The 18,198-nt window shown below is 65.5% G+C and carries 10 protein-coding genes; 4 read left to right on the plus strand and 6 right to left on the minus strand.

Annotated features, from left to right (window positions below; translation table 11 throughout):
* Positions 1-117 precede the first annotated feature (117 nt).
* The 6 genes from ACZK2G_RS19770 to ACZK2G_RS19795 form a co-directional block, all read right to left on the minus strand.
* Positions 118-2,340 carry an NADP-dependent isocitrate dehydrogenase gene (locus ACZK2G_RS19770; protein WP_046986069.1) on the minus strand — a complete coding sequence of 741 codons (2,223 nt, stop codon included), beginning with the start codon at positions 2,338-2,340 and terminating at the stop codon, positions 118-120.
* A 784-nt stretch (positions 2,341-3,124) separates the two neighbouring features.
* Positions 3,125-3,994, minus strand: a complete 870-nt coding sequence (locus ACZK2G_RS19775; RefSeq protein WP_189720140.1) for an RHS repeat-associated core domain-containing protein — start codon at positions 3,992-3,994, stop codon at positions 3,125-3,127.
* A gap of 134 nt (positions 3,995-4,128) precedes the next feature.
* On the minus strand, positions 4,129-4,638 hold the full coding sequence (locus ACZK2G_RS19780) for a hypothetical protein (protein WP_046986070.1): 510 nt from the start codon (positions 4,636-4,638) through the stop codon (positions 4,129-4,131).
* A 44-nt stretch (positions 4,639-4,682) separates the two neighbouring features.
* Positions 4,683-4,976, minus strand: coding sequence for a LysM peptidoglycan-binding domain-containing protein (locus tag ACZK2G_RS19785; protein WP_005419771.1), 294 nt, complete (start codon positions 4,974-4,976; stop codon positions 4,683-4,685).
* A gap of 233 nt (positions 4,977-5,209) precedes the next feature.
* Positions 5,210-6,028 carry an NADPH-dependent 7-cyano-7-deazaguanine reductase QueF gene (gene queF / locus ACZK2G_RS19790; protein ID WP_136639424.1) on the minus strand — a complete coding sequence of 273 codons (819 nt, stop codon included), beginning with the start codon at positions 6,026-6,028 and terminating at the stop codon, positions 5,210-5,212.
* A 555-nt stretch (positions 6,029-6,583) separates the two neighbouring features.
* On the minus strand, positions 6,584-7,903 hold the full coding sequence (locus ACZK2G_RS19795) for a M20 family metallopeptidase (RefSeq protein ID WP_478474179.1): 1,320 nt from the start codon (positions 7,901-7,903) through the stop codon (positions 6,584-6,586).
* 186 nt (positions 7,904-8,089) lie between these two features.
* Here ACZK2G_RS19795 and ACZK2G_RS19800 point away from each other — a divergent pair, with 186 nt between their 5' ends.
* The 4 genes from ACZK2G_RS19800 (at position 8,090) to ACZK2G_RS19815 (ending at position 18,181) form a co-directional block, all read left to right on the plus strand.
* The gene (locus tag ACZK2G_RS19800) at positions 8,090-9,334 is read left to right on the plus strand and encodes an efflux RND transporter periplasmic adaptor subunit (protein ID WP_136639173.1); all 1,245 of its coding nucleotides are present in this window, start codon (positions 8,090-8,092) and stop codon (positions 9,332-9,334) included.
* 74 nt (positions 9,335-9,408) lie between these two features.
* The gene (locus tag ACZK2G_RS19805; RefSeq protein WP_136639172.1) at positions 9,409-12,642 is read left to right on the plus strand and encodes an efflux RND transporter permease subunit; all 3,234 of its coding nucleotides are present in this window, start codon (positions 9,409-9,411) and stop codon (positions 12,640-12,642) included.
* A 31-nt stretch (positions 12,643-12,673) separates the two neighbouring features.
* Positions 12,674-15,796, plus strand: a complete 3,123-nt coding sequence (locus ACZK2G_RS19810; RefSeq protein ID WP_478474182.1) for an efflux RND transporter permease subunit — start codon at positions 12,674-12,676, stop codon at positions 15,794-15,796.
* A 327-nt stretch (positions 15,797-16,123) separates the two neighbouring features.
* Positions 16,124-18,181: a TonB-dependent siderophore receptor gene (locus ACZK2G_RS19815; RefSeq protein WP_478474183.1), complete on the plus strand. Its 2,058-nt coding sequence runs from the start codon at positions 16,124-16,126 to the stop codon at positions 18,179-18,181.
* Positions 18,182-18,198 lie beyond the last annotated feature (17 nt).

Consider the following 18,198-nt stretch of genomic DNA (forward strand, 5'->3'; position numbering starts at 1 on the left):
GGGCAGGAAGGGGTCAGAGCCCTTTTGCCATGCAGAAGGGCTCTGACCCCCGCGGCCTGCAAAAAAGAAACCCGCGCCGAAGCGCGGGTTCCGGTATCACGACCGAGCGGCGATGGATCAGCCGCGCAGCTGCTCCAGCGCGGCGTTGAAGGTCGCGCTCGGGCGCATCGCCTTGCTGGCCTTGGCCACGTCCGGACGGTAGTAGCCGCCGATGTCCACGGCCTTGCCCTGCACGGCGATCAGCTCTTCGACGATCTTCTGCTCGTTGTCGGTCAGCGCCTTGGCCAGCGGTGCGAAGCGGGCCTGCAGTGCAGCGTCTTCGGTCTGCGCGGCCAGGGCCTGCGCCCAGTACAGCGCGATGTAGAAGTGGCTGCCGCGGTTGTCGATGCCACCCAGCTTGCGCGACGGCGACTTGTCGTTGTCCAGGAACTGGCCATTGGCTTCGTCCAGCGCCTTGGCCAGCACGCGGGCAGCGGCGTTGTCGTAGCGGTTGCCGAGGTGTTCCAGCGACGCGGCCAGGGCCAGGAACTCACCCAGCGAATCCCAGCGCAGGTAGTCCTCTTCAACGAACTGCTGCACGTGCTTCGGGGCCGAACCACCGGCGCCGGTCTCGAACAGTCCGCCACCGGCCATCAGCGGCACGATCGACAGCATCTTGGCGCTGGTACCCAGCTCCATGATCGGGAACAGGTCGGTCAGGTAGTCGCGCAGCACGTTGCCGGTCACCGAGATGGTGTCCTCACCCTTGCGGATGCGGTCCAGCGAGAACGCGGTGGCTTCCACCGGCGGCAGGATGCGGATGTCCAGGCCGGCGGTGTCGTGGTTCTTCAGGTACTGCTCGACCTTGGCGATGACCTGCGCGTCGTGGGCGCGGGCAGCATCCAGCCAGAACACGGCCGGGGTGCTGCTCAGGCGGGCGCGTTCGACGGCCAGCTTGACCCAGTCCTGGATCGGCGCGTCCTTGGTCTGGCACATGCGCCAGATGTCACCGGCTTCCACGGCGTGCTCGAACACCACGGTGCCGGCATCATCGGTGACCTTGACCACGCCGTCGGCGGCGATCTGGAAGGTCTTGTCGTGCGAGCCGTATTCCTCGGCCTTCTGCGCCATCAGGCCCACGTTCGGCACCGAACCCATGGTGGCCGGGTCGAAGGCACCGTGCGCCTTGCAGTCGTCGATGACGGCCTGGTACACGCCGGCGTAGCAGCGGTCCGGAATGACGGCCTTGGTGTCCTGCAGCTTGCCTTCGGCGTTCCACATCTTGCCGGAGTCGCGGATCATCGCCGGCATCGAGGCGTCGACGATCACGTCGCTCGGCACGTGGAGGTTGGTGATGCCCTTGTCCGAGTTGACCATGGCCACGCCCGGACGCTGCGCGTACTCGGCAGCCAGATCGGCTTCGATCGCAGCGCGGGTGGCTTCAGGCAGCGACGGGAGGCGCGCGGCCAGGTCACCGATGCCGTTGTTGGCATCGAACCCGGCCTGCTTGAGCACGTCGGCATGCTTGGCCAGCACGTCCTTGTAGAACTCGTTGACTGCCACGCCGAACATGATCGGGTCGGAAACCTTCATCATGGTCGCCTTCAGGTGCAGTGAGAACAGCACGCCCTGGGCCTTGGCATCGGCGATCTGCTCACTGATGAACGCGGCCAGCGCCTTGCGGCTCATCACCGCGGCATCGACGATCTCGCCCGCTTTCACCGCGGTCTTTTCCTTCAGCACGACGGTGCTGCCGTCCTTGCCGTGGAAGGTGATCTTCAGCGCACCGGCGTTGGCCAGGGTGGCCGACTTCTCGCTGCCGTAGAAATCACCGGCGGCCATATGCGCGACGTGCGACTTCGAATCCGAGGCCCAGGCGCCCATGCGGTGCGGGTGCTTGCGTGCGTAGTTCTTCACCGACAGCGGTGCGCGGCGGTCGGAGTTGCCTTCGCGCAGCACCGGGTTCACCGCGCTGCCCTTGACCTTGTCATAGCGCGCCTTGTAGTCGCGCTGCTGGTCGTCGGCCGGAGCTTCAGGGTAATCCGGCAGCGGGTAGCCCTGGTCCTGCAGTTCCTTGATGGCCGCCTTCAGCTGCGGCACCGAGGCGGAGATGTTCGGCAGCTTGATGATGTTGGCGTCCGGGGTGGTCGCCAGCTGGCCCAGCTCGGCCAGGTCGTCGTTGACCTTCTGCGCATCGCTCAGCAGTTCCGGGAACAGCGACAGGATGCGGCCGGACAGCGAGATGTCACGGGTTTCCACCGCGATGCCGGCAGTGGAGGTATAGGCGTCGACGATCGGCAGCAACGACTGGGTGGCCAGGAACGGTGCTTCGTCGGTCAGCGTGTAGAGGATCTTGGACATGGGGGACTTGGACTCTGTAGCAGTGCTCAGGGGAAGGCCGGCGCCAGCGCCGGGCCACGTGCAACCGTGTCACTTCCCCCGCCGCCGTCAGGGTGGGCGCGCGGCGGGGAAACCCCTGCATTGTCGCGTTTTCAGCCGCGCGGGGCAAAGCCGCGCCATACGCGGCGGTACTGGACCGCTGTGTTTCGTCGTTGGCTCACTTCCGGTCTGGAAGCTGAGGCTTGATGGCTAATTCGACTTCCCGCTCGTTGAGACACGCATGACCCACTCCGACAATCGCGGCCCCCACTCGGCACGCCTTGGACAGGTCAATGTCTGTGAGCGTTTGCTTTGCTGGAAGTTACAGATGCGGAATCCCCCAACGACGGCGGCCAGGCTGGCGAGTTCATCAGCCGTCGCTGCAGAGCCTCGGATGTGCAGCGAACCGGCGCCAAACGATCCGGGTCGAACGTAGACGTCGTACCGGGTGGAACGTCCTTCCGCCCTTGCATACCCCGACACGACATATCCGCCGTCCGTGAAGCGCAGATCCGGCGTGCTTCCTGACGCAGGCTTTTCGGGGGCATCACCCTCGTAGATCAAAGCGACTTCCCGATCATCCCTTCTGACGCGGTGCACGCCGAAGTCAACAGGTGCCTCGTAGGTCACGGACATGCCTGTTGGCACGCGCAGACAAGCGCCATATAGGAAGTGGTCGCAGCTGTAGCTCCACAGGCCAGATTCCTGGGCCCACGAAGTGAGCGGGCACAAGAAAGCGAAGAAAACCAAAATGCGTGCAAGCATCTCAACGCTCCCGTTTTTGAACCGCCGAATCGCCTTCCACAATTCCACCGATGGTATGGCTGTCAACCACACCGGGAACCCTATTCATGATTCCGTCGCCACGTGCAGGATTGGGCAGCCCCGTCGTCTTGTCATAAAGATCATCCACACCGCCAAGATGTGACACTTCATGAGGAACAACACCCTTGTCAAATCTATCCAGGACATTGATCTCGCCCTTCTTTCCGCCCAACTCCGCGAAACTCCGTCCGCTGCGGTGGGAGGTTTCCCCGTTGACAAGCTTTATCTCATTACGGGCGGCCCGCGGAGTGCTTCTATCAATGTCAGTGACCTCGACCGTCACGCGCGTCTCCTTCCCGCCAATATCATAGGTTCCTGACATTGACGCCACCTGCTCTTTGAAGGTCGCTATGTTCTTGGGTGTCGCACCATCCCCTGAAAACTTTGTTGGGAAGCTGATTTTCACCGAACCGTCCTTCATCCGCGTGACTACAGGAACTCTGCCGTCCGGATCGACAAAGTTGTAAGGACTGCTATTGGCGTATCGGTATCTGTTGAAGAGGGAAGACTTCCCACCATAGGCAGCGACGGGATCTACACTGAGAAAAGCACCGATTTCGGGAGAATAATATCGTTGCTGCATGTAATTGAGACCTGTCGTGGAATCAAACACATGGCCTGAGTAGCCAGGACCATCTGCAGCGACGATTCCAACGACAGAGCCATAAGGCTCATATGCGAATCTCTCGACCACCTTCCCGTTTGAGTCCGTAATAGCCACCGGACTCCCAAGTGCATCCGTATGAACATAGGTGACTACTTCACCGTCCGTCGACGCCATTGCCAGCGTGAGAACAATCCAGTTGAGCATCCCATCCCTCCCACGTTTCCATATTCCGTTCAGCGTACCCGAGATCCCCCTCGATCGAGTATCGCCCAATAAAAAAGGACGCAGCCTCGCGGCTGCGTCCATCGTGAGCCCTGCCGGGAGAGAGTCGGCAGGACTTACTTGACCTCGAACTCCTGCGGCGTTCCGGCCGCCTTGCCATCGACGGTGACCTCGGCGCGGTACTTGCCGGCCGGCCAGCCCTTTGCATTCTTGAAGGTGACGTTGGTGGTTTCCGCACCGCCGGTGTTCAGGGTTGCGTTCTGTTCGCCGGCCACCTGGCCGTCCTGGTAGGTCAGCTTCGCGCCAACGGTGACGTTGTTGGCAGCGCCATCGGTCTTGACCGAGACGATGATGTCATCCTTCGGAGCGAACAGCGCCGCCGTTGCAACCGACTTGTCGGCGGCAGCGGTCTTGCCCACGGTGACCGCCGAGACGCTGACAGCAGCGGCTTCTGCCATCGGCGGCGGCGCGCCGGTCATCGGCGCCGGTGCCGTCTCGGCCGGAGCGGTTGCGGCGGGCGCGGCGTTGTTGTCGGTCGACTCTTCTTTCTTCTTGCAACCTACCAGGGCAACGCTGCCCAGCAGGGCGGCGATCAGGGCGGTCTGGAGCGGGGTGGTCTTGATCATTCGGGGTTCCTCCCAGGGATTGTCGGACGGCGTTCGATCGCCGTTTACTTCGGCGGCAGTTTCAGGGTCTGGCCCGGGAAGATCTTGTCCGGGTCGTCAAGCACATCGCGATTGGCTTCGAAGATCTTCTTCCAGGCATTGGCGTCGCCCAGATGCTGCTTGGCGATCTTCGACAACGAGTCACCCTTCTGCACGGTGTAGGTGCCGCCGCTGACGACGTCTGCGGTGCTGTCCACCGAAGCGCTGACGCCAGAGAAGTCTGCCTTCGGCACCTGCTCGGCGGTACTGTCGACGCTGCCACTGACGCCGGAGAAATCGGCTTTCTTCTCGGTACTCATCCACAACTCCCGTTTGCATGACTACGTGGTTCGCACGTTGCCATGACGGTTGTTAAATGGGGATGGTGCAGATGTGAAGCCGCCCCCCGGGGCGGCTGAACAATCGGGGCGGAAGGCACCCGTGGGGCTTGCCGTTGAACCGGTAGTGCCGGCCGCTGGCCGGCTTGGCCTGCACGCGGGTTCCACGCGGTTGCCGGCCAGCGGCCGGCGCTACCCGTAACCGCCTGAGGCGGCTACTGGCGCAGTTCGCGGTAGGTCGCAGCCGGCGCGGCGATGCCAGGGCTGGCGCGCCAAGGGTTGATGTCCAGGCCACCACGGCGCGTGTAGCGGGCTTCCACCTCCAGCCACTGCGGCTGGCAACGCGCGGACACCTCACTGAAGATCCGCTCAACGCACTGCTCGTGGAACTCGGCGTGTTCGCGGTAGCTGATCAGATAACGCAGCAGGCCCGCGCGATCGATCTTCGGCCCACGGTAACGCAGGCTGACGGTGGCCCAGTCCGGCTGGCCTGTCACCGGGCAGTTCGACTTGAGCAGTGCCGAGACCAGGGTCTCCTCCACCACCTCGCCCGCGTCGGCCACGAGGAAGTCCGCCTGCGGCGGGCCGTAGCAGTCGATTTCCACGTCCAGCCCATCGATGGACTCGCCCAGCGGCGCCTCGCGCAGTTCCGGCAGGCCGAATCGCACCTGCACCGGCGCACCGGCGCAGGCCGACAGATCGGTCACCAGGCGTTCGCGCAGTGCCTCGGCGCTGTCGATACGGGTGCTGTTGAGGGAGTTGAGGTACAGCTTGAACGACTTCGATTCGACCAGCCGCGGCGAGGTGCACGGCACCTGCACGGTGGCGACGGCGACCTGCGGCTTGCCGCGCGGGTCGAGCCAGCTCAGCTCGAAGGCATGCCAGCGGTCATGGCCGACGAATGGCAGCGCGGCGTCATCGAGGCCGATCTCGGCGCGGGCGCCGCTGCGGGGGATGGGAAACAGCAGGCCGGGATCGTACTGCGACGGGTAACTGACCTCGCGACCGAGGCTGGAATCCTGGGGGGTGTTCATGGTGCTTATTGTATCGCGCGCAGAGCGGGCCTTCGGCCGGGTCGGCCAACGGCGGAGCCCCTCCGTGGTGGGTGGGTTGGTCGCAGGAAGCCCCGACTCCCGGGTGCGGGCCGGGCGGGTGGGGCTGGCGGGGACGCCGTGAATCCGTCCTTGGAGGCTTAGCCGCGCCATCCATGGCGCGGATACCCCGCCACCCCCACCCGCCCGGCCCCCAGACACATTTCTGCCGCCGATCCACCACGGGAAAGATCAGAACAATCAAAATCAAAAGCCGATGCTTCAGACGTTCATGACGTCCGCCGTGTCGACCAAGGTCGACACCTACCAAAGCAGGAGGTCGCTCCAACAGCCGCGGGAAGCTGTCGAAGGCGGGGTGGGTCCGGTGGCAGGGGCGTGAGCGCCATGGATGGCGCGACCGAGGCTACAGGGACGTACTTGCGCCGTCCCCTGCCACCGGACCCACCCCGCCATCCCACGGAATGCCAGCCTTTGCTGTTGCTCCGGCTGTTGCCGTTGCCTCTGCGGGTGCAGGGCTGCAAGCCCTGCCGGTAATCCTCACCCCGCCGGGGTGCCGGCACCGTGCAGGTAATCCAGGCTCACCTGCAGCAGCGCGCGCAGTCCCACATCCAGCGCCTTCTCATCCAGCAGGAACTTCGGCGAATGATTCGCCGGTGCCGTCGCCGGATCGATGCCCACGCTGGTCGAACCGACGAAGAAGAACATGCCCGGCACTTCCTTCGCATACAGCGAGAAATCCTCCGCGCCCATCTGCAGCGGCGGCTCGTACACATTGTCCTTGCCCACCACCGCCTGCAGGCTTGGCAGCATCTTCGCGGTCAGCGCCGGGTCGTTCACCGTGGCCGGGTTGCCTTCCGACTCGTAGATGTCGGTCACCGCCTTGGCACCGTGCGCGGCGGCGGTGTGCTCGGCCACGTTGCGCAGGTCGGCGAAGATCTGCTGGCGCATGCCTTCATCAAAAGTACGGATGGTGCCGACCATCTCCACTTCATCCGGAATGATGTTGTAGCGGATGCCACCATTGATCGCGCCGAAGGTCAGCACCGCCGGCTGCTTGGACAGGTTGGCGCGGCGGCTGACGATGGTCTGCGCGGTGCCGACCAGGTCGGCGGTGGCCACGATCGGATCCACGCCATTCCACGGCGCCGAGCCATGCGTCTGCCGACCGATCACCTTGATTCCGAAACGATCCGAGGCAGCCATCAACGGACCACCACGCACGGCGATCTGCCCAGCCTGCACGCTGGAGAACACGTGCAGGCGGAACACCGCTTCCGGCTTGAAGTCGGCGAACAGGCCTTCCTTCAGCATCAGTGCGGCACCGCCCTCCTCCGGCGGCGGAGCGCCCTCTTCGGCCGGCTGGAAGATCAGCATCACCTGGCCCGGCAGATCCTTCTTCATCGACACCAGTGCTTCGGCCACGCCCAGCAGGGTGGCGGTGTGCGCGTCATGACCACAGGCATGCATCACGCCCACGGTCTGCCCGCGATACTGGTCGGTGGCCTTGGAGGCGAACGGCAGGCCGGTCTGTTCGGTCACCGGCAGCGCGTCCATGTCCGCGCGCAGGGCGATCTTCGGCCCGGGCTTGCCGCCTTCGATGATCGCCACCACGCCGTGGTGGGCGATGCCGGTCTTCGGCTTCAGGCCCATCGCACGCAGGCGCTTGGCGACCTCGGCCGAGGTGCGTACCTCCCGGTTGGACAGCTCCGGATGCTGGTGGAAGTCGCGCCGCCACTCCACCACCTTGGCCTGCAGTCGCTGGGCGGCGGCGGTCACTTCCGGGCGCTGCGCGTCCTGGGCATGGGCGAGGGCCGGCAAGGCCAGCAGCAGGGCGGACAGCAGCAACGAACGGCGCATCACGATCTCCACGGCAGGGGGTTCCAGCTGAATGTAGGGCAACGCCGCCGCCACGGGAACCTCCGCGGCCGGATCCGGTCTTAGCGCCCGTCCCATCCGTCATGCAGGAAACGTGATGTGGCACAGGTATGCTTTGCGCAATGCCAACCGGGGCCGTGCCCCGTCCAGCCCTCTTGGAGTCCTTGAATGTCACGTGTTTGGAAGATCGTGCTGCTGGTCGTGGCGGTACTGGTGCTGGCTGTGGTCGGCCTGCGCGTACTCGGCGGGGGCAAGGACAAGGCCGGTGGCCCGGCGGCAGCTGCGCGCCAGGGTGGCGAGGATCCGGATGCCGGCCCGGTGCCGGTGACTGTGGTGGATGCGGCACGCCAGGACGTGCCGGTCTATGCCAGTGCCCTGGGCACGGTGACCGCGATGAACACCGTCACCGTCAGCCCGCAGGTTGGCGGCCAGCTGATGAGCCTGAACTTCCGCGAAGGCCAGGAAGTGAAGAAGGGCGATGTGCTTGCGGTGATCGACCCGCGCACCGCCCAGGCCAGTTATGACCAAGCGGTGGCTTCCAAGCGCCAGAACGAAGCGCTGCTGGCCACTGCGCGTTCCAACTACCAGCGCTCGAACGCGCCGGAGTATCGCCAGTTCGTCGCCAAGACCGATCTGGATACACAGCGAAACCAAGTGGCACAGTATGAAAGCGCGGTGGCGGCCAACGAGGCCAGCATGCGCTCGGCGCAGGTGCAGCTGCAGTACACCAAGGTCACCGCGCCGATCACCGGTATCGCCGGCATCCGTGCGGTCGACGCCGGCAACGTGGTCAGCGCCGGCACCGCGCTGGTCACGCTGACCCAGATCCATCCGATCCACGTGCTGTTCAACCTGCCCGAGCGCCAGCTCGGCGATGTGCGCCAGGCGCAGGCCGCCGGTGCGGTGCCGGTGGCAGCACTGGACCGCGCCGATTCGCATGTGCTGTCCGGCGACGGCAAGCTCGACGTGGTCGACAACCTGATCAGTGCCGACAGCGGCACGTTCAAGGCGCGCGCGATCTTCGACAACACCGACAACGGCCTGTGGCCGGGCCAGTTCGTCAACGTACGCATGCAGCTGCGCACGATTGCCGGTGGCGTGGTCATTCCGACCCAGGCGGTGCTGCGTGGCCCGGACGGCGAGTACGTCTATGTGGTGCAGGGCGACAACTCGGTGAAGATGCAGGCCGTGCGCAGCGGCGTGGAAGTGGGTGACAGCCAGGTGCAGATCGCCGAAGGCCTGAAGGGCGGCGAGCGGGTGGTCAGTGAAGGCCAGTTCCGCTTGAAGCCGGGCAGCAAGGTCACCGCGCTGAAGCCGGGCGAAACCCCGGCGGTGCCGACCGAAGCCGAGCTGAAGGCGGCCGAGCAGAAGAACGCTGGCGGCGGTGGCCGTCGTGGCGGCGGCCCGCGCTGAGCGCAGGCTACCGACCTCCCTCGCGCCGGCAAGCCTGCCGGCGCCGACATTGAAGTGCCAGCAAGGATCAGTCCGTGGGCTTTTCGACGATCTTCATCCGCCGTCCCATCGCCACCTCGCTGTTGATGGCGGGCCTGTTGCTGCTGGGCATCCTCGGTTACCGCAAGCTGCCGGTGTCGGCGCTGCCGGAAATCGATGCGCCCAGCCTGGTGGTCACCACCCAGTACCCCGGTGCCAACGCGACCACGATGGCCTCGCTGGTCACCACCCCGCTGGAGCGCCAGTTCGGGCAGATCTCCGGGCTGGAGCTGATGACCTCCGACTCGTCGGCCGGGTTGTCCACGATCATCCTGCAGTTCTCGATGGACCGCGACATCGACATCGCCGCGCAGGACGTGCAGGCGGCGATCCGCCAGGCCACCCTGCCCTCGTCGCTGCCCTACCAGCCGGTCTATAACCGGGTGAATCCGGCGGACGCGGCCATCGTCACCCTGAAGCTGACCTCGGACACGCGCCCGCTGCGCGACGTCAACAACTACGCCGACTCGATCCTCGCCCAGCGCCTTTCGCAGGTGCAGGGCGTGGGCCTGGTCTCGATCGCCGGCAACGTGCGCCCGGCCGTGCGCATCCAGGTCAATCCGGCGCAGCTGTCGAACATGGGCCTGACCCTGGAGCAGCTGCGCAGCGCGCTGACCCAGGCCAACGTCAACGCACCGAAGGGTTCGTTGAACGGCAAGACCCAGTCCTACAGCATTGGCACCAACGACCAGCTGTCCAGCGCCGCCGAGTACCGCGACACCATCATCAGCTACAAGAACGGCCGTCCGGTGCGGCTGTCGGACGTGGCCCAGGTGATCGATGGCGTTGAGAACGATCAGCTGGCCGCCTGGGCCGATGGCAAACCGGCGGTGCTGCTGGAAGTGCGTCGCCAGCCCGGCGCCAACATCGTGCAGACCGTCGAGCGCATCCGCGCGATCCTGCCGCAGCTGCAGGGCGTGTTGCCAGCCGACGTGCACCTGCAGATCTTCAACGACCGTACCGAGACCATCCGCGCCTCGGTGCATGAAGTGCAGTTCACCCTGATCCTCACCATCGGCCTGGTGGTAGCGGTGATCTTCGTGTTCCTGCGCCGGCTGTGGGCCACGATCATTCCCTCGGTGGCGGTGCCGCTGTCGCTGGCCGGCACCTTCGCGGTGATGGCCTTTGCCGGCATGTCGCTGGACAACCTGTCGCTAATGGCGCTGGTGGTGGCCACCGGCTTCGTGGTCGACGATGCGATCGTGATGATCGAGAACATCGTGCGTTACATCGAGCAGGGCAAGAGTGGCAAGGAAGCGGCCGAAATCGGTGCGCGCCAGATCGGCTTCACCGTGCTGTCGCTGACCGTTTCGCTGGTGGCGGTGTTCCTGCCGCTGCTGCTGATGCCCGGCGTCACCGGCCGCCTGTTCCATGAGTTCGCGTGGGTGCTGAGCATCGCCGTCGTGCTGTCGATGCTGATCTCGCTGACGCTGACGCCGATGATGTGCGCTTACCTGCTCAAGCCCGACGCGCTGCCCGAGGGCGAGGACGCGCATGAGCGTGCGGCGGCGGCCGGCAAGCAGAACCTGTGGACGCGCACGGTGGGCCTGTACGAACAGAGCCTGGACTGGGTGCTGGGCCACCAGCGCCTGACCCTGGCCGTGGCCGGCGGCGCGCTGGTGCTGACTGTGCTGCTGTACGTGCTGATTCCCAAGGGCCTGCTGCCCGAGCAGGACACCGGCCTGATCACCGGCGTGGTCCAGGCCGACCAGAACATCGCCTTCCCGCAGATGGAGCAGCGCACCAAGCAGGTGGCCGAAGCACTGCGCCAGGACCCGGACGTGACCGGCGTGTCGGCGTTCATCGGTGCTGGCAGCATGAACCCCACGCTCAACCAGGGCCAGCTGTCGATCGTGCTGAAGGAACGCGGCGAGCGTGACGGCCTGGACAAGATCCTGCCGCGCCTGCAGAAGGCCGTCGCCGGCATTCCAGGTGTCGCGCTGTACCTGAAGCCGGTACAGGACGTGACCCTAGATACCCGCGTGGCTGCCACCGAGTACCAGTACTCGCTGTCGGACGTGGATTCGGCCACGGTGGCCACCCAGGCCACGCGCCTGACCGAAGCACTGCGCAAGCGCCCGGAACTGGCCGACGTCGACAACAACCTGTCCAACCAGGGCCGTGCGCTTGAGCTGAACATCGACCGCGACAAGGCCAGCGTGCTGGGCGTGCCGATGCAGACCATCGACGACACCCTCTATGATGCGTTCGGCCAGCGCCAGATCTCGACCATCTTCACCGAGCTCAACCAGTATCGCGTTGTGCTGGAAGTGGCGCCGGAGTTCCGCACCAGCACCGCGCTGATGGAACAGCTGGCCGTTGCCTCCAATGGTGCCGGTGCACTGACAGGCACCAATGCCACCAGCTTCGGCCAGGTCACCTCGTCCAACTCGTCGACCGCTACGGGCATCGGTGCGCAGAACACCGGTATCACCGTCGGTGCCGGCAACATCATCCCGCTGTCGGCGCTGGCCGAGGGCAAGGTCAGCAGCGCGCCACTGCTGGTCAGCCATCAGCAGCAGCTGCCGGCGGTGACGGTCTCGTTCAACGTGGCACCGGGCTATTCGCTGTCCGAAGCGGTGCGGGCGATCCAGGAAACCAAGGACAACCTGGACATGCCCACCCACCTGCATGCCGAGTTCATCGGCAAGGCTGCCGAATTCACCGGCAGCCAGACCGATGTGGTGTGGCTGCTGCTGGCGTCGCTGGTGGTGATCTACATCGTGCTGGGCGTGCTGTACGAGAGCTACATCCACCCGATCACGATCATCTCCACGCTGCCGCCGGCCGGTGTTGGCGCGCTGCTGGCGCTGATGCTGTGCGGGCTGAGCCTGTCGGTGGATGGCATCGTCGGCATCGTGCTGCTGATCGGCATCGTCAAGAAGAACGGCATCATGATGGTGGACTTCGCGATCGAGGCACGCCGCGCCGGTGCCAACGCGCACGAAGCGATCCGCCGCGCCTGCCTGCTGCGTTTCCGCCCGATCATGATGACCACCGCCGCGGCCATGCTCGGCGCCCTGCCGCTGGCGCTGGGTACCGGCATCGGTTCGGAGCTGCGCCGCCCGTTGGGCATCGCCATCGTCGGCGGCCTGCTGCTGTCGCAGCTGGTGACCCTGTACACCACTCCGGTGATCTACCTGTACATGGAGCGCTTCTCCGAGTGGCTGGCACGCCGCCGTGAACAGCGCGCACTGCGCGATGGTTCACTGCAGGAGCCGCAGGCATGATCCACGCCCCACTGCCGTGGTGGCCCGCACGATGAACCTGTCCGGCCCCTTCATCCGCCGTCCGATCGGCACCGCGCTGCTGGCCATCGGCCTGTTCATGGTCGGCCTGATCTGCTACCTGCGGCTGGGCGTATCGGCGCTGCCGAACATCGAGATCCCGGTGATCTTCGTGCACGCCAGCCAATCGGGCGCAGATGCGGCGACCATGGCCTCGACGGTCACCGCACCGCTGGAGCGCCACCTCGGCCAGCTGCCCGGCATCGACCGCATGCGCTCGTCGAGTTCGGAAGGCAGCTCGCTGGTGTTCATGATCTTCCAGAGCGGCCACAACATCGATTCGGCCGCGCTGGACGTACAGACCGCGATCAATTCTGCACAGGCCGACCTGCCCTCGGGCATGGGTTCGCCGATGTACCAGAAGGCGAACCCGAACGACGATCCGGTCATCGCCATCGCGCTGACCTCGCAAACGCAGTCGGCCGACGAGCTGTACAACGTCGCTGACTCACTGCTGGCCCAGCGCATCCGCCAGATCAGCGGCGTGGCCTCGGTCGACATCGCCGGTGCCTCGACGCCGGCGGTGCGTGTGGACGTCAACCTGCGCCTGATGAACGCGCTGGGCCTGACCGCCGATGACCTGCGCAACGCGGTGCGTGCGGCCAACGTGACCTCACCCACCGGCTTCCTCAGCGATGGCAACACCACCACCGCGATCATCGCCAACGATTCGGTCGCACGCGCTGCCGACTTCGCCGACCTGGTGGTGAAGACCCAGGGCGACGGCCGGGTGATCCGCCTGAAGGACATCGCCAACGTCTACGACGGCCAGCAGGACGCCTACCAGGCCGCGTGGTTCGACCACAAACCGGCGGTGGTGATGTACGTGTTCACCCGCGCCGGCGCCAACATCGTGGAGACCGTAGACCGGGTCAAGGCGCAGATCCCGACCCTGCGCGACTACCTGCAGCCCGGCACCACGATGACGCCGTACTTCGATCGTACGCCGACCATCCGCTCGTCGCTGCATGAAGTGCAGATCACCCTGCTGATCAGCCTGGCGATGGTGGTGCTGACCATGGCGCTGTTCCTGCGCCGGCTGGCACCCACGCTGATCGCCGCAGTGACCGTGCCGCTGTCGCTGGCCGGTGCCGCGCTGGTGATGTACGTGATGGGCTTCACCCTGAACAACCTGAGCCTGCTGGCGCTGGTGATCGCGATCGGCTTCGTGGTCGATGATGCGATCGTGGTGATCGAGAACATCATGCGCCACCTCGACGAGGGCATGCCGCGCATGCAGGCGGCGCTGACCGGTGCCCGCGAGATCGGCTTCACCATCGTCTCGATCACCGCCTCGCTGGTGGCGGTGTTCATCCCACTGCTGTTCGCCAGCGGCATGATGGGTGCGTTCTTCCGCGAGTTCACCGTTACCCTGGTCGCGGCCATCGTGGTGTCGATGGTCGTCTCGCTGACGCTGACCCCGGCGCTGTGCAGCCGCTTCCTCAGTGCCCATGATCACAAGGCAGCGCCGTCGCGCTTCGGCCGTTGGCTGGATGCCGGCCACGAGCGCATGCTGCGCATCTACACCGTATTCCTCGACTTCTCGCTGCGCCACGCGTTGCTGCTGTCGTTGACGCCGCTGATCCTGATCGGCGTCACCATCTTCCTGTTCGGCGCAGTGAAGAAGGGCGCGTTCCCGCCGCAGGACACCGGCCTGATCTGGGGCCGCGCCAACTCCAGTGCCACCGTCTCCTTCGAAGACATGGTCGCCCGCCAGCGTCGCATCACCGACATGCTGATGGCCGACCCGGCGGTGAAGACCGTGGGCGTACGCCTGGGCAGCGGCCGCCAGGGCTCCAGCGCACAGTTCAACGTCGAGCTGAAATCGCGCAAGGAAGGCCGCCGCGAAACCACCGCACATGCACTGGCACGCTTGAGCGCCAAGGCCGACCGTTACCCCGACCTGCAGCTGCGCCTGCGTGCGATCCAGGATCTGCCCAGCAACGATGGCGGCGGCTCCAGCCAGGGCGCGCAGTACCGTATCTCGCTGCAGGGCAATGACCTGGCGTCCCTGCAGGAATGGCTGCCCAAGCTGCAGGCGGAACTGAAGAAGAACCCGAAGCTGCGCGATGTCGGCACCGATGTCGACAATGCCGGGCTGCGCCAGAACATCGAGATCGACCGCGCCAAGGCTGCGCGCCTGGGCGTTTCGGTCGGCGCCATCGATGGGGCGCTGTACGGCGCGTTCGGCCAGCGCCAGATCTCGACGATCTACTCGGACATCAATCAGTACAGCGTGGTGGTCAACGCCCTGCCCTCGCAGACCGCTACGCCGGCAGCGCTGGACGAGGTGTACGTGCGGGCGCGCAACGGCGAGATGGTGCCGATCACGGCGATGGCCAAGCAGGTGCCGGGGCTGGCGCCGTCGCAGATCACCCACGAGAACCAGTACACGACGATGGACCTGAGCTACAACCTGGCGCCGAACGTGAGCATGGGTGAGGCCAAGGCGATCATCGACGCGACCGTGGCCGGCATGCGCATGCCCGGCGACATCCGCCTGGCCGATGATGCGGGCTTCGGGTTCAACTCCGATCCCAGCGACATGCTGATCCTGGTGTTTGCCGCGATCCTGACCGTGTACCTGGTGCTGGGCATGCTGTACGAGAGCCTGATCCATCCGGTCACCATCCTGTCCACGCTGCCGGCGGCCGGCGTGGGCGCGCTGCTGGCGCTGTTCGGCACCAACACCGAACTGTCGGTGATCTCGATGATCGCACTGGTGCTGCTGATCGGCATCGTCAAGAAGAACGCGATCATGATGATCGACTTCGCGCTGGTGGCGCAGCGCGAGCATGGGCTGGCGCCGCGCGAAGCGGCACGCGAGGCCAGTATCGTGCGCTTCCGCCCGATCATGATGACCACGATGGTGGCGATCCTGGCCGCCGTACCGCTGGCGATCGGCCTCGGCGAAGGGTCCGAGCTGCGGCGCCCGCTGGGTATCGCGATGATCGGCGGCCTGCTGTTCTCGCAGAGTCTGACGCTGCTCAGCACACCAGCGCTGTACGTGATCTTCTCGTGCCTGGCCGAACGCTGGCGGGCACGCCGCGCACGCAAGCGCCAAGCGAAGCTGCTCAAGCGCGCGCAGCGGGCGTAGAAGGGTCATCCACGCATGGCGTGGATCTACTACTGGTAGAGCCGGCCGCTGGCCGGCTTTCTCCATACAGCCAATCTGCCGGCCAGCGGCCGGCACTACCGTGGATGCAGATGGTGGGTGTGGATGGTGGGTGCGGACCGTTGGTCCGCACGCCTCCGGGTTTGACGCGCCGTAACGAAAAGAGAACAATTCTCATCCAGCCATGGTCCTGCGCTCCGTTGTGGCGCCCCGCTGCCGGCTTCCGGCACGCCTGTGTGATCCCAGCCACTGCCCCTTCCCCCACCCGTGGGCGGATGGCCCGTGGCCGTCCGTCGAGGACCACCATCGATGCTACCTTCCCGTTCCCCCCGCCTGGCCCTGCTGGCCGTTGCCCTTTCCGCCGCCTGTGCCGCCCACGCCGAAGTGCCGGCCGGCAGCCGTAGCGCCACCGATCTGGATGCGGTGAAAGTCACTGCCGAGCGCACCCATACCGACGCCGGCGCACTGGGCGACCGCGCCCTGCGCGACACTCCGTTCGCGATCACCGCGGTTGGCCGCGAGCAGATAGAGCAGCGCCAGGTGGTCTCGCTGGGTGAAGCCTTCCTGCTCGACCCCTCGGTCAGCACCCAGGTCAGCGCCTATGCCAGTGGCTGGAGCTCGCCGATCCGCAACCGCGGTCTGGAGCTGAACTACGACAGCTACCGGGTCAATGGCCTGCAGGTCTCGTCCTGGGGCACCGAATGGCCACTGGAAGTAATGGAACAGGTCGATCTGCTGAAAGGCCCGGGCGGATTCCTGTATGGCTTCGGCACCCCCGGCGGCATCGTCAACTACATCACCAAGAAGCCAACCGACACGCCCACGTTCTCCGCCCAGCTGGGCTGGCGCGAACAGGGCATCGTCAGCGGCGGCATCGACGTTGGCGGCCGCTTCGGCAACGAGCAGATGTTCGGCTACCGCTTCAACGCCTTCCAGGAAAAGGGCGAGACCTTCAACGGCGGGCATGTCGATCGCAAGGTCGGCGCGCTGTCGCTGGACGCGCGCCTGAGTGATGCGCTCACCTGGACCTTCGACGGTGTGTTCCAGTCGCGCGACCTGCGCGAGGAATCGCCGCAGTACTACTTCCGTGGCCTGACCTCGTTGCCGCGGCCGATCTCTGGAGATACCGACAACAGCGTGCCCGGCACCTACTACGACACACGCTCCAGCCTGCTGTCGACCGGCTTGAACTGGCAGATCAACAGTGACTGGAAGGCCAGCCTGAGTTATGGCGTCACCACTTCATGGAATGACGTCAACAAGATCTTCGCCTACATCGATGATCTCAACGGCGACTACGACGTCAATGTCTACGAACTGGGTGGCAAGAGCGAGTGGAAGCTGGCCCAGGCGATGTTGCAGGGCAGCTTCCGCACCGGTCCGCTGCAGCATCAGGTGGTGGCAGGCATCAGCCACCAGACCGGGCTGGGCTGGGACCGTCCCTACGAGTGGAACCTGATCGGCCGCGCCAACCTGTACCAGCGCCATGCCATCCGCCACGACGCCGTCGGTTCGCGGGTGATGACCCGCGGCGACGAGACGGTGCAGCAGGCGGTGTTCGCAAGCGATACGGTGAACCTCGGCAGCGGCTGGTCGGTGCTGGCGGGCTGGCGCTACAACGACTTCGAAACCAAGGGGCGATACCACACCTACCCGGTCACCCCGACCTACGCCGTGATGTTCAAGCCCAGCGAGGCGGTCACCCTTTACGCCAGCTACATCGAGTCGCTGGAAGCGGGCAGCCGCGTAGGCAACAGCTACCTCAACGCCGGTGACGTGCTCGATCCCACCATCAGCAAGCAGTACGAGATCGGTGCCAAGGTCGAAGCGGCGCGTTGGAATGCGAACGTGGCCGCGTTCCGGCTGGAACGTGGTGCCAACATCGATGAGCTCACGCCGGCCGGCAAGCGCCTGGTGCAGGATGGCATCACGCTGTACGAAGGCATCGAAGCCAGTGCCGACCTGCACCTCAACGATGCACTGACGGTCGGCGGCGGCGTCACCTGGCTGGATCCGACCTACGACAAGCTGTCCCCGGGCAGCGCCGCACAGGAAGGCAACCGTACCGCCGGTGCTGCGCGCTGGAGCGGCGTACTGCACGCCACCTACCAGCTGCCGTGGGTAGACGGTTTGGAGACCTATGCCGCCGTGCGCTACTACGGCGATGTCTGGTACGACGCCGACAACACCCTGAAGCTGCCCGACTACACGCTGGTGAACGCAGGCATCGGCTATCGCCTGCTGGCGTCCGGCCATCCGGTGACCCTGCGTGCCAGCGTCGAGAACCTGGCCAACCGCAGGTACTGGTCCAACGCCGGCGCCGGCCTGCCGCGCACATTCGCGGTGAGCGTGCGTTGGGAGATGTGATCCAACGGTAGCGCCGC

The organism is Stenotrophomonas sp. 107298_Sma (assembly GCF_056480345.1).

Excerpts from the sequence above, each read along its gene's own strand:
- ACZK2G_RS19770 (WP_046986069.1), bottom strand. The coding sequence starts at position 2,340 with ATGTCCAAGATCCTCTACACGCTGACCGACGAAGCACCGTTCCTGGCC.
- ACZK2G_RS19775 (WP_189720140.1), bottom strand. The coding sequence starts at position 3,994 with ATGCTCAACTGGATTGTTCTCACGCTGGCAATGGCGTCGACGGACGGT.
- ACZK2G_RS19780 (WP_046986070.1), bottom strand. The coding sequence starts at position 4,638 with ATGATCAAGACCACCCCGCTCCAGACCGCCCTGATCGCCGCCCTGCTG.
- ACZK2G_RS19785 (WP_005419771.1), bottom strand. The coding sequence starts at position 4,976 with ATGAGTACCGAGAAGAAAGCCGATTTCTCCGGCGTCAGTGGCAGCGTC.
- queF (WP_136639424.1), bottom strand. The coding sequence starts at position 6,028 with ATGAACACCCCCCAGGATTCCAGCCTCGGTCGCGAGGTCAGTTACCCG.
- ACZK2G_RS19795 (WP_478474179.1), bottom strand. The coding sequence starts at position 7,903 with ATGCGCCGTTCGTTGCTGCTGTCCGCCCTGCTGCTGGCCTTGCCGGCC.
- ACZK2G_RS19800 (WP_136639173.1), top strand. The coding sequence starts at position 8,090 with ATGTCACGTGTTTGGAAGATCGTGCTGCTGGTCGTGGCGGTACTGGTG.
- ACZK2G_RS19810 (WP_478474182.1), top strand. The coding sequence starts at position 12,674 with ATGAACCTGTCCGGCCCCTTCATCCGCCGTCCGATCGGCACCGCGCTG.
- ACZK2G_RS19815 (WP_478474183.1), top strand. The coding sequence starts at position 16,124 with ATGCTACCTTCCCGTTCCCCCCGCCTGGCCCTGCTGGCCGTTGCCCTT.